At 59.2% G+C, this 12,509-nt stretch carries 11 protein-coding genes; 5 read left to right on the top strand and 6 right to left on the bottom strand.

The window, feature by feature from the left end:
* Positions 1–57: 57 nt before the first annotated feature.
* Entirely contained in the window at positions 58–1,563 is a 1,506-nt protein-coding gene (locus RE418_RS07490) for a CoA-acylating methylmalonate-semialdehyde dehydrogenase (RefSeq protein ID WP_025304579.1), read from the bottom strand.
* 556 nt (positions 1,564–2,119) lie between these two features.
* Here RE418_RS07490 and RE418_RS07485 point away from each other — a divergent pair.
* Together RE418_RS07485 and RE418_RS07480 are read left to right on the top strand one after the other, a co-directional pair.
* On the top strand, positions 2,120–3,562 hold the full coding sequence (locus RE418_RS07485; protein ID WP_025304580.1) for a sugar porter family MFS transporter: 1,443 nt from the start codon (positions 2,120–2,122) through the stop codon (positions 3,560–3,562).
* Positions 3,563–3,593: 31 nt separating this feature from the next.
* Positions 3,594–4,430 carry a TIM barrel protein gene (locus RE418_RS07480; protein WP_025304581.1) on the top strand — a complete coding sequence of 279 codons (837 nt, stop codon included), beginning with the start codon at positions 3,594–3,596 and terminating at the stop codon, positions 4,428–4,430.
* A gap of 35 nt (positions 4,431–4,465) precedes the next feature.
* Here RE418_RS07480 and fetB read toward each other — a convergent pair whose 3' ends face one another.
* From fetB to RE418_RS07455, 5 genes are all read right to left on the bottom strand, one after another.
* Positions 4,466–5,239, bottom strand: a complete 774-nt coding sequence (gene fetB, locus RE418_RS07475) for an iron efflux ABC transporter permease subunit FetB (protein WP_025304582.1) — start codon at positions 5,237–5,239, stop codon at positions 4,466–4,468.
* On the bottom strand, positions 5,226–5,903 hold the full coding sequence (fetA, locus tag RE418_RS07470; protein ID WP_089181425.1) for an iron efflux ABC transporter ATP-binding subunit FetA: 678 nt from the start codon (positions 5,901–5,903) through the stop codon (positions 5,226–5,228). The genes fetB and fetA overlap by 14 nt, the downstream gene beginning before the upstream one ends.
* Before the next feature lie 191 nt (positions 5,904–6,094).
* The gene (locus tag RE418_RS07465) at positions 6,095–6,382 is read right to left on the bottom strand and encodes a FaeA/PapI family transcriptional regulator (RefSeq protein ID WP_049209130.1); all 288 of its coding nucleotides are present in this window, start codon (positions 6,380–6,382) and stop codon (positions 6,095–6,097) included.
* Positions 6,383–6,419: 37 nt separating this feature from the next.
* Positions 6,420–7,541, bottom strand: coding sequence for an FKBP-type peptidyl-prolyl cis-trans isomerase N-terminal domain-containing protein (locus RE418_RS07460; protein WP_233494366.1), 1,122 nt, complete (start codon positions 7,539–7,541; stop codon positions 6,420–6,422).
* A 29-nt stretch (positions 7,542–7,570) separates the two neighbouring features.
* Positions 7,571–7,945 carry a hypothetical protein gene (locus RE418_RS07455; protein WP_373275267.1) on the bottom strand — a complete coding sequence of 125 codons (375 nt, stop codon included), beginning with the start codon at positions 7,943–7,945 and terminating at the stop codon, positions 7,571–7,573.
* A gap of 795 nt (positions 7,946–8,740) precedes the next feature.
* On the opposite strand from RE418_RS07455, the gene RE418_RS07450 reads away from it, so the two are divergent.
* The 3 genes from RE418_RS07450 to RE418_RS07440 all read left to right on the top strand — a co-directional run bounded on the left by RE418_RS07450 (position 8,741) and on the right by RE418_RS07440 (position 12,487).
* Positions 8,741–9,271: a fimbrial protein gene (locus RE418_RS07450; protein ID WP_015379342.1), complete on the top strand. Its 531-nt coding sequence runs from the start codon at positions 8,741–8,743 to the stop codon at positions 9,269–9,271.
* A gap of 91 nt (positions 9,272–9,362) precedes the next feature.
* On the top strand, positions 9,363–9,914 hold the full coding sequence (locus RE418_RS07445; RefSeq protein WP_033645330.1) for a fimbrial protein: 552 nt from the start codon (positions 9,363–9,365) through the stop codon (positions 9,912–9,914).
* Positions 9,915–9,985: 71 nt separating this feature from the next.
* Positions 9,986–12,487, top strand: coding sequence for a fimbria/pilus outer membrane usher protein (locus RE418_RS07440; protein ID WP_033645331.1), 2,502 nt, complete (start codon positions 9,986–9,988; stop codon positions 12,485–12,487).
* The last annotated feature ends 22 nt before the right edge of the window (positions 12,488–12,509 follow it).

Genomic DNA, 12,509 nt, shown 5'->3' with positions numbered 1-12,509 from the left:
CCCGTGCAAAGGCCGCTGCCCCGAAGGAGCAACGGCCTGGCCTGAATATGACAGCGCTTAACCCAGCGTCGGCATGCTGAATTCGGACACCGTCTGCTGCCCGGCCGGCCAGCGTGCGGTGGCGGTCTTCATGCGCGTGTAGAAGCGCACGCCGTCGGTGCCGTGCACGTTCAACGCGCCGAACACCGAGCGCTTCCAGCCGCCGAAGCTGTGGAACGCCATCGGCACCGGCACCGGCACGTTGACGCCGACCATCCCGGCCTGCACTTCCTGCACGAACTGACGCGCGTAGTGGCCGCTGCCGGTAAAGATGGCGCTGCCGTTGCCAAACTCATGGCCGTTGACCGTGTCGATGGCGGTGCGATAGTCCGGCACCCGCACGATGCCCAGCACTGGCCCGAAGATCTCTTCGCGGTAGATGCGCATATTCGGCTTCACATGGTCGAACAGCGTGCCGCCGACGTAGTAGCCTTCAGGGTAGCCCGGCACCTGATAATTGCGGCCGTCGGCCACCAGGGTTGCGCCTTCTTCCACGCCCAGATCGATGTAGCCCAGCACCTTTTTCTGGTGGGCAGACGACACCAGCGGCCCCATTTCATTCTCTTCGCCACCCTGCTGCAAGCCCGGCCCGACGCGCAGCTGCGCGATCAGCGGCTTCAGTTTGGCGATCAGTTTGTCGGCGGTATCGTCACCGACCACCACGGCGATCGGCAGCGCCATGCAACGCTCGCCGGCGGAGCCGAACGCACCGCCCATCAACGCGTTGACCGTGGCGTCCAGATCGGCGTCCGGCATGACGATCGCCTGGTTTTTCGCCGCGCCGAAGGCCTGTACCCGCTTGCCGTGCGCGCTGGCAGTGGTATAGATATGTTCCGCCACGGTGGAGGAGCCGACGAAGCTCACCGCCTGAATGCGCGGATCGGTGCACAGCTGCGCCGCATCTTCATTGGCGCAGTGCACCACGTTGAACACGCCGTCCGGCAGGCCGGCTTCTTTCAGCAGCTCCGCCAGGCGCACCGAGGCCGAAGGCACCAGCGCCGGCGGCTTGAGGATAAAGGTGTTGCCGCAGGCCAGTGCGATGGGGAACATCCACATCGGCACCATCGCCGGGAAGTTGAACGGGGTAATGCCCGCCACCACACCCAGCGGCTGCATCAGCGAGAAGCTGTCGACGCCGCTGCCGACGTCCGGCGAATACTCTCCCTTGATCAGATGCGGGATACCGCAGGCGAATTCGACCACTTCCATGCCGCGCGTCAGTTCGCCCAGCGCATCCGAATACACTTTGCCGTGCTCGCTGACGATAAGCTCGGCCAGCTCGTCGCGGTGTTGTTCCAACAGCGCCTTGAAATTGAACATGATGCGCGCACGGCGCAGCGGCGTGGTGCGCGACCAGTCGGCGAACGCCCGATGCGCCACGTCGATGGCCTGTTTGACTTCGGCGGCGGTGCTCTGCGTGACGCGCCGCTCAACCTGCCCGCTGGCTGGGTTGTGCACGTCGATGGTTTGATTGCTGCTGCTCAGGCACACCTGCCCGTCAATAAAATTACCCACGGTTTTCATGTCACGCCCTCTTTTCAAGTCCGCTGTCGCCAGGCCACTCACAGGCGGCGCGGCGTTAATCGTCCCGCTCGCCAAACTCCGTCGGCAAGCCGGCTAAATCCTGACCGGATGCAGCAAACTCTATTTCATTGAAAAAAAAGTTTCAAATAAATTGTTTTGAAAAATTTGTTTTTAGTGCGTGAGGTCGCAATTTTGCGGTGTCGATCGGATTGGCGCTTTCATTGCCGTGCCAGGGAAAGCACAACAGCGGCGGAGAAAACAGAGCTAATACACACTGACTTTGCTACAGAAAACCCGCACTGAGCCTGCTCTGCCGTCGTTACCGTCCGCCCCCGAACGCCCAAGGCGCCTGGCGCAGAGGTGACGGTTTTTTTTGAACTGGATCTAAAAATCAATATTCCATTATTCACTAATTATGAAATAAATGTTCTTGTTTGTTCCAGCATTTATCGACGACATCGCCTTGATGACAGGCACGGTTCACACCCTTCCGCTCGCCCTCTTCCCGACACCCCGACCGTGCGGACGGAAGCCAGGATAAAAATCGGAGCAACACATGTCATATCAGCGTAAGCACAATACCGGCTACATATTGCGAATTTGCGGCATCGCCGCCCTGGGCGGCATTCTGTTCGGCTACGATACCGCCGTGATCTCCGGCGCGATCGAAGCGTTGAAAACCTATTTCGATCTCAGCCCGGCCGAAACCGGTTGGGCCGTCTCCAACGTGGTGATCGGCTGCGTGGTCGGCGCCTTCGCCGCCGGGCCGCTGGCGGCGCGCTGGGGCCGCAAAAAGGCGCTGATGCTGGCGGCGCTGCTGTTCACCGTGTCCGCCGTCGGCGCCGCATTGGCCCCGACCTTCACCTGGTTCGTCATCTACCGCATCATCGGCGGGCTGGCGGTCGGCATTGCCGCCACCGTGTCGCCGATGTACATGTCGGAGGTGTCGCCGAAAGACATGCGCGGGCGGGCGCTCAGCATGCAGCAATTCGCCATCGTCTTTGGCCAGATCGTGATTTTCTACGTCAACTTCAAAATCGCCAGCATCGCCAGCGAAGCCTGGCTGGTGGAAATGGGCTGGCGCTGGATGTTCGCCTCGGGCGTGATCCCCTGCATTCTGTTCTGCATCCTGGTGTTCGTCATTCCTGAATCGCCGCGCTGGAACGTGATGATGGGCCGCGACGATCAGGCGCTGGCGATGTTGACCAAGGTCTCCAACGCCGCCCACGCGCAGAATCTGCTGAAAGAAATCAAAGACTCGCTGCAGCAGGATCAACAGCAGCAGCACCGGAAGCTGAACTACGGCGATGTGCGGGTGCGGTTTATCCTGTTCGTCGGCTGCATGATCGCCATGTTACAGCAGGTCACCGGCGTCAACGTGATGATGTACTACGCGCCGGTGGTGCTGAAAACCGTCACCGAAAACGCGCAGGAAGCGCTGTTCCAGACCATCTGGATCGGCGTGCTGCAGCTGGTCGGTTCGGTCATCGGCGCCATGCTGATGGATCGCATGGGCCGCATTCCGCTGATGCGTTACGGCACGCTGGGCGCCATCGCCGGCCTGCTGCTCACCTCGTACGCGCTCTACACCCAGGCCACCGGCTATTTCGCGCTGTTCGGCATGCTGTTCTTCATGGTGTTCTATGCGCTGTCCTGGGGCGTCGGCGCCTGGGTGCTGGTGTCGGAAATCTTCCCGAACCGCATGCGCGCGCAGGGGATGAGCATCGCCGTCGGCTGCATGTGGGTCGCCAACTTCGCGGTGTCGCAGTCGTTCCCGATGATCAACGACCACCCTTACCTGTTCTCGCATTTCCACGGCGCCTTCCCGATGTGGATCTTCGCCGCCTGCTGTCTGTTCAGCTACTGGTTTATCGGCCGCTATATTCCGGAAACCAAAGGCGTCTCACTGGAAAAAATGGAGCAGGTGGTGATGGCCAAACGCCACCGCCAATCCCTGCCCGACGGCAAGCCGCTGCCGCTGGAAAACGGCAAATCCTGATCTCTCAACCCTGACCGCTGGAGTCATGCCCATGAACATTGCGCTGGACCGCTTCTGCATTAACCGCAAGATCGCGCCGAATCTCAATCTGGACCATTTTTTCCGCCTGGTGAAACGCTGCGGGCTCAGCAAAGTTGAGCTGCGCAACGACATGCCCAGCGGCAAGGTGACCGACGATCTGAGCGACGCGCAGCTCAACGCGCTCGCCGCGCAATACGGCATCGAAATCGTCACGATCAACGCCCTCGGCATGTTCAATCTGATGGATGACCCGGCGGCGCTGCAGCAGCGCGCCGAAGCGTTGCTGGCGCAGGCGCAGGCCATCCACAGCCGGGCGCTGGTGCTGTGCCCGCACTGCAGCGCCGACGACACGCGCAGCGAGCAGCAAAAACGCGACGACACCCTCGCCGCGTTGCGGCTGCTGGCACCGCTGTTTGCGCGCTATGGCGTACAGGGATACGTCGAACCGTTGGGCTTCGGCATCAGCTCGTTGCGATCGTCGCTGCTGACCCAGGCGCTCATCCGCGACTCGGGCGCGCCGTACCGTATCGTGCTCGATACGTTCCACCACTATCTGAGCGGCGTGACGCAAGCCGACTTCGACGCGCAGATCCAGGTGGCGCAGATCGGCCTGGTGCATCTGTCCGGCGTGGAGGACGGGCGGGATAAAGGCACGTTGAGCGACGAAGAGCGCATTATGCTGAGCGAGGGCGATCGGCTAGAGAGCCGCCGCCAGGTACAGAACCTCGAACGCCTGGGCTACACCGGCGTCTATGCCTTCGAGCCCTTCTCTTCACAACTGGACGGCTGGAGCGAGGCGGATATCGAACGGGAAATCCGCCAGAGCATCGCCCTGCTGCAAGGGTAAAAAAACGGCCTCCGCGGAGGCCGTTTTTCATGGCGTTACTTCAGGTTGCCGACCACCAGCTGGTGGCGCTCGTTGTAAAACTTACGGTAGGCCAAATAGCAGGCGATGATGGTTGACAGGCTGGCAGTAGAAAGCAGCATGAAGGTCACCATAATCTGGTATTTGATCGCTTTCACCGGATCGATACCGGCAAAGATCAGCCCGGACATCATGCCCGGCAAGCTAACCAGCCCAACGGTTTTCGCCGAGTCCACGGTCGGGATCAGCGAAGCGCGGATGCTGTCGCGGATCAGCGCCGCCGACGCGAACTTGGGCGTCGCCCCCAGGCTGAGCATCTCCTGAATCTTCTGCTGCTCGCCTTTGAAACGCTGGCCGAGGTTGGTGTAGCACAGCCCCACCGCCACCATGGCGTTACCGGCGATCATCCCGGAGATGGGGATCACCTGCATCGGCGTAAATTCGATGGAGCCGGTCAATACCAGCACCGCCAGCGTCAGCACCGCGCCGGTGGTAATGGCGATAAACGACGTCACGAACGCGTGTTCGATGTACTTGCTGCGTTTCTTGGCGTTGTAGGCCGCGTTAAAGCAGATGAACAGCACCATCAACACGGTGAGAACGGCGTTATCCAGGTCGAAAATATACTTCAGCACGTAGCCGACGATGATCAGCTGCACCACCGCGCGGCAGATGCTCCAGATAATGTCCTTTTCCAGCGCCAGTTTTTCCCGGTGGCTGATCAGGATGGCGACCACCACCAGCACCATCGACAAGCCCAAGGATTCGTTGGTGATGTTATGCTGATTCATGCTGTTGCTCCTGTTGCTCGGCGCCATGCGCGCACAGGGTGATCACCTCGTCCGCATGCGCTATCTCTTCGGTATCGTGCGTCACCCACAGCACCGCCAGCCGGTGTTCCGCCACCAGTTGATGCACTATTTCGTTGACGTTGCGCTTATTTTCCTCGTCCAACGCGCTGGTGATCTCATCGAGCAACAGCACCCGCGGCATAAACTGCAGGTTGCGGATCAGGGACACGCGCTGCTTCTCCCCGCCGGACAGTTCATTGATGCTTTTGGTCAGCATCGCCTCCGGCAGGCCGAAACGCGCCAGATCGGCCTTCATTTTTCGCTCGGCCGGCGGCTGTTGACGGATCTGGTAGGGCAGCGCCAGATTGTCGTAAACCGTATTGCCGAACAGTGACGGCGTCTGGAAGCAGTAAGAGACCTGCTTGCGATACGCCTCCGGCGACATCTCGTCGATCGCCTGGCCGTCGAAATAGAGCTTTCCGCTGGTCGGATCCATTAAGGAAGAGATGATTTTCAGCAGGGTGCTTTTCCCGCAGCCGGAAGGCCCGGTGATCAGTTTGAACTCGCCTTCACCCAGCGTGAAAGAGACGGAATCCAGGATCACCTGGCTGTCTATTTGATAATGAATATCATCCAATCTCAGTATGTCTTTCTTTTCCTTCATTACGATGCCGGCTCCCTACACCTGTTCCCGTCTGAACGATAAGTATATGGCCGCAAAAAACATCTTAGCAATGGCTGTGCGGATGACAGTGAACGAAGAGGGAGGATTGACGGAGCGAAACGCCCCGTCAAATGATAAATTTAATTAATGATTAGCTGTGGGAATAGTCAAAAGCGACCACCAGGGTCGAATCACTCTTTTTTTATCGCTGCCTGTTCGTCGCAGCTGTACCAACGGAGAGAATTGTTGATGCTGCGGTGGGTGCAGTGAACCTTGCCCTCCTTTTCCAGCGCCAGCAGCAGGGTGCGGGTGGTATAAATATTTTCGCCGCATTTATCCGCCAGCTCGCGCGTCTTCGGCCACTGTTCCGGCGGGGGATGATGGTCCCCGGCCCCTTCCACACGCTCCCTGCACAATCCTTGCAACACATCCAGCATCAGCGATTTTCTACTTTCAAACGTTTTCGGCACCTTGGCCATAGCATTCCTCCTGAGTGGTTACTGCTGAGCACCCCGCTCACGGCTGCACGTCAGCGATGCGCAGGGTGTAAATCATGGTGGCATTCGGGGGGATCGCCGGCGGGCTGCCCTGTTTGCCGTACGCCAGCGCCGGCGGCACCACCAGCGTGATCGAGCCGTGGCGCTGCAGCTTCTCGATAGCGGCGCGAAACAGCGGCGGATAGCGCGTCAACGGCTGCGAGATCACCGTCCCCGCCAGCTCCATGTCTTTGACCACCCGCCCGTCGGTCAGGCTTTCGCGCACCACGATATCTACCCGATCGTCGGTGCCGATCGCCCCGCTGCCGGCATAGTCCACCCGGTAGTAGAAACCGAGCGCATCCTGCTTGACGCCCTCCTGACGGGTAAAAGCGGCCAGATAGTCTTTACCGTCCAGAGGCGGAGCCTGCGTCTGCTGCGCCTGCTGCAAGCGCTGATGCGCCGTGCGCAGCGCGCTGTCGATGGCGGCCTCATCCAGCCGCAACCGCCCGGCCAGGGTATCGGCGATGCCCGCCAACAACAGCGGACTCTCCGCCTCCAGCCCCGCGCGCCGGTTCTCCTGCTGCAGATGCAGAATGTCGCGCCCGAGCGACACGCCGGCGGCATATGCCAGCTTGTCCGCCTCACTGGCCAGCACGGGTGGCTTGGCCGCCTGCTGCCGTTCGGCCAGCAAGGTCTCTACCCGCTGCTGCTGCTGTGCCAGTTGCGCCGCCAAACTTGCGCTGCGCTGTTCGGCCCGCGTGAGCGAAGCGGCCAATGCGCCCACCTCTGGCACCGGCGCAACGGCTTGCCGCAATCCCTTCAGGGCATCGGCCAGCGGCCGAATATCGACGACGACCCGCTCCCGTTTCGCCGCCGCCGCGGCCTGAGCCGCCGCCAACTGCCGCTCCAACTGACGGATTTTCTCCGCCTGTTGTTGCAAAGACTGCTTCAGCGACGTTAAACGAACGCTGTCTGCCCCGACGATGGCGGCCGGTTTGGTGGCCGGTTTGGTGACCGGTGCGGGCGCCGATTTACGCACGGTTTCTTCCCTGGGCGCGGCCGGTGGTGCCTGCCGTTGTTCGGCAAACTTCAACAGCGCGGGAATGCCGTCATCGGCGGCGCAAACGGCCCCGCTCGCCGCTAACAGCAAAAGAACCATCGCCCATCCCTGCGCGCATCGCTTCATGGCTACAGATTCTCAACCCGGCTGGACAGATCGGACATCAGCTCATGCTCGACGTCGGCGCAGAATTTCTCGGTTTTATATTGATAAAGAGCATCTATCGCTTTACGGGTACTCTCATCCACGTTGCCGCGTACCCCGGCATATCCGGAGGCGTTGGAAAGAAGGCCGTTAAAATAGGCGATGCGTTTTTGGTAACTTTGCGGATTAATATTCTTTAATGAATTAACCCGTTGCTGACAAAGTGCGATGCGTTGCTCATCGGATTTATCATTAGGATTATTCTGTGAGATTTTTTTCACGGAATTCAGTTTTGTCTTGCTCCCGCCCGCACAGCCAGAAAGCGCCATAAAAGACAGCAGAAATATAGCCAAACCCATCCAGCGGCGCCCGCTGCAAGCATTAATCATCGTTATCATTCCGTTTATAATCCTTTAATTGTCACTTAGGTCATCATTATGTGGCGAACGGCAGCAGCACATGCCTTAATTTGATTAATCAAAATGGGTTAGGCGGTGAAAAATCCCTATACCGCAATGCGATAGGATAATTCACTACCGGTGTAATTGTTATTTAATTGTTAATCAATTAGGCTTAAACGCGAACTAAACGCGAATAAGAAACCCAATCTCTCGTGAACAAAAAACCATGAAACAACAACAAAAACAATGAATTATGTTTTATATTTTGTTTCTAAAGGGAAATGCATCATCTGCTGCCTAAGGGCGATATTAGCAAAACAATATTGTGAATTGTAGGTATCACCCTATTTCCCCCGATCTAATATCTCGCATATCGTTATTTATATAGTGATTTATACTGGATAATATTTGTATACGATCTATTGATTTTAAAGCAAATATGTTTCTTTTTCCTTTTGGTTTTATATTCTGAATTTGACTTAATTTAATAAAATCTATTTCCAAGCAATACTATTATTTGCAAGAATATTCCCAGCAACACGCCACACGTAAAACTCGTATTTTATTTACCAGAAAATCCATTGTCGATTTTCCAAATCTCGTTATTTCTCATAAATAACGGATGTCGGCGTATTGCCCAGAGCAAAAGGATCTGGCTCCAACCGCACGGACGGCGACATGGCGTTGCCGCCGCCGCGGGGGATTTAGATGTGCTGTTCTTTTATTTAAAAACTCTCTACAGGAACCTGAGAAATGAAACTGAATAAATTAATGCTGGCAACCGTGATTGCTTTCGCTTCCGCCTCTGTTGCTCATGCCGCATCTAATCAGGGCAGCGGTAAAGTCACCTTTACCGGCGAAATTATCGATGCGCCATGCAGCGTCGCGCCGGAATCCGTTGACCAAACCGTGCCGATGGGCCAGATCAGCAGCCGCATCCTGGCCAACCAGGGTAAATCCAGCATGCAGCCTTTCAACATCGAACTGAAAGATTGCTCCATCTCCACCATGAAAAACGTCAAAGTGACCTTTACCGGCACGCCTGATCCGGTCAACAACAAACTGCTGGCCCTGAGCGGCACGGCAACCGGCGCCGGCATCGTGATCTACGACAACCTGCACTCCAAAGAAGTGGAACTGGGCACCGCAACCGACGGTCAGGGTCTGAACGACGGCGACAACTCGCTGAAATTCGCCGCTTACCTGCAGGGCAGCAGCGCCTCAAGCGCCGTGGTACCAGGCGACTTCACCAGCGTGGCGAACTTCACCCTGGCTTACCTGTAATACCCCACAGGGGATGTCTCAGGGCATCCCCCGCTTTATTGCATGCCGCGGATACCGGCAAGGGAACAGGGAAAGACAGGGAGACGCCAGCATGACTATCCGCCTTTGCGGCCTGTTGCTCATCGCGCTCAGCGTCGGCAGCGCGGCGGCGGCAGTGAAAAATCAGGGCCACGGCAAAGTCAGCCTGGGCGGCACCATCGTTGAAACGCCGTGCGGCATCGCCAGCGACAGCCTGGATCAAACCGTCGATTTCGGTCTGATCTCCATGACTGATGCCTCTCAGGACGGGCAATCGGTGCTGATCGGCAGCCGCCGTCATTTCACGATCAAACTGGTGAACTGCGAACTGGCCAGCCAGGTGAAGCCTGACTTCATCTATCGCGCGGCCAACGTCACCTTCGACGGCACCGCCGACAGCCGGGATCCTTCCCTGCTGGGCGTTTACGGCGAGGCGCAGGGCGTGGCTATCGAGCTGTTGACCGATGCCGGCACCCCGATCCCGCTCGGCAGCACGACGGCGGATTACCAGATCGTCGCCGGCGACAACACGCTGCGCTTTGGCGCGCAGTTGCGCCTGCATCCCGATAAGGCGCGGGCGGGCGGCTTCAGCTCTCTGGCCAAATTCACCCTGTCTTATCTCTAGCGCCGGCGGGCGCTGCACAGCATTACGTATTCAGGTCGCACGGATGACCTGCTATTGGGCGCGGACTTGCCATGAGTGATTATGCTATGACGTCATTACTGACACGGAAACACCTACCTCTTCTCGTCATTCTATCTTTCCTCTGGGTGCGTCCGGCATTTTCCGCCACGGAATTCAATACCGACGTCCTGGATATCGGCGAGCGCAGCAAAGTGGATCTTTCGCGTTTCTCCGATGCCGACTACGTCATGCCCGGCGCTTATTTGCTGGACATCAAGATCAACCAGAAAACGCTGCCCCAGCGCAGCATTCAGTATTTCCCGTCGCCGGATAACAAGAGCGGCAGCCAGGTGTGCCTGCCGCCTGATCTGGTGGAAAAAATGGCGCTGAAAGAAGAAGCGGCCAAAAAAGTCACCCTGTGGCACGACAACCAGTGCGCCGACATTCGCGGCATCAAAGGCGCGACCGTCTCCGATCGCATCGGCGGCGGCGTGCTGGCGATCACCATCCCGCAGGCGTGGATGAAATACTCCGATCCCGACTGGACGCCGCCCGAACAGTGGGACGACGGCATTCCCGGCCTGCTGCTGGACTACAACCTGAGCGGCCAGTTAGGCAAGCAGAATCACAACAACAACACCGCCCAGAACCTGAGCAGCTACGGCACGCTGGGCGCCAACCTGGGCCCCTGGCGCCTGCGCGCGGACTACCAGGCCAATTACAATCAGCAGGCCGGCGATCGCAGCACCGGCTTCGACTGGAACCAGATCTACGCCTACCGCGCGCTGCCGATGCAGGCCGCCAAGCTGACGCTGGGTGAGATTTATCTCGACTCCGGGGTGTTCGACGCCTATCGCTTCACCGGCCTCAATCTGGCCAGCGACGAGCGCATGCTGCCGCCGAACCTGCAGGGCTACGCGCCGGAAGTGCGCGGCATCGCCAAGAGCAACGCCAAGATCACCGTCTCGCAGGAAGGCCGCACGCTGTACGAAACCACCGTGCCCGCCGGGCCGTTCGCCATTCAGGATCTCAACAGCTCGGTGCGCGGCAAGCTGGACGTCAAGGTGGAAGAGCAGGACGGCACCGTCTCGACCTTCCAGGTGGATACCGCCACCATTCCGTACCTGACCCGCCCGGGCTACGTGCGCTACAACGTGGCGCTCGGCAAAACCTCGGCCTACGACCACCGCACCCAGGGCCCGCTGTTTTCCGCCAGCGACTTCTCCTGGGGGCTGAGCAACGCCTGGTCGCTGTATGGCGGGGCGCTGCTCGGCGGCGACTATAACGCCTGGGCGCTCGGCCTCGGCCGCGATCTGAACGTGTTCGGCGCCATGTCGCTGGACGTCACCCAGTCGATCGCCCGTCTGCCCGGCGAGCCGACCGCCAGCGGTATGTCGTTCAAGCTCAACTACGCCAAACGCTTCGACGAGCTGAACAGCCAGATCACCTTCGCCGGCTACCGCTTCTCGCAGCGCAAGTTCATGAACATGTCGCAGTACCTGCAGGAGCGTTACGGCGATTACGACAAGAATTACAACGGCCGCCAGAAAGAGCTGTACACCATCACCGCCAGCAAAACCTTTATGGCGGAAGACAGCGCCAAGGCGATCACCGCCTACCTGACCTACTCGCACCAGACCTATTGGGATGCGCGAACCCAGGACCGTTACGGGCTGTCGGCCAGCAAGCTGTTCAGCGTCGGCGATATCAGCAACATCACCGCCTCGCTGTCGGCTTACCGCACCTATTACCAGGGCCGCACCGACGACAGTGTGATGCTCAACTTCACCGTGCCGATCGGCGACCGTCGGCGCGTCGGTTATGCGCTGCAAACCAACAACGGCGATGTCACGCAGACCGCGTCGTACAACGACTACAGCGATCCGGACAATACCTGGCAGGTCAGCGGCGGCTTTAATCAGTCCGGCAAATCGCTGGCGCGCGGGTACTACACCCACAACGCCTCGTTTGGCTCACTGAACGCCAGCGCCTCTTACCAGCAGGACAGCTACTCGTCGATCGGCGGCTCGTTCCGCGGCGGCCTCACTGCGACCCGGCACGGCATCGCGGCGCACCAGAACTCGAGCAACGGCGGCAGCCGCATGATGCTCGACACCGACGGCATCGCCGGCGTGCCGATCAACAACGGCCGCGCCTACAGCAACCGTTTCGGGCTGGCGGTGATTTCCGACATCACCAGCTACTACAACACCGACACCCGCATCGACGTCAACAAGCTGGCGGACGACGTCGAGGCCACCCGCGCCGTGGTGCAAGGCACGCTGACCGAAGGCGCCATTGGTTACCGCCACTTCGAGGTGGTGAAAGGCAGCAAGCTGCTGGCCACCATTCGCCTCGCGGACGGCAGCGAGCCGCCGTTCGGCGCCGCGGTGCTGAGCGAGAAAGGCCGCGAGGTCGCGGTGGTCAACGACGGCGGCTCGGTCTACCTGACCGGCGTGCAGCCGGAGGAAAAACTGGACGTCGCCTGGGAAGGCCAACGCCGCTGCCGCATCGTGATCCCGGGCGCCGCCAAGCCGCTGGACCAGCTGTTGCTGCCGTGCGCCACCCTGTAATCCGTAACGCTGAGAAATAATG

It is taken from the genome of Serratia sp. szju (assembly GCF_044594185.1).
GTDB classification, from domain to species: domain Bacteria; phylum Pseudomonadota; class Gammaproteobacteria; order Enterobacterales; family Enterobacteriaceae; genus Serratia; species Serratia bockelmannii.
Note: the sequence above shows the minus strand (reverse complement) of the source record. Positions and strands in the feature narration are given on the sequence as shown.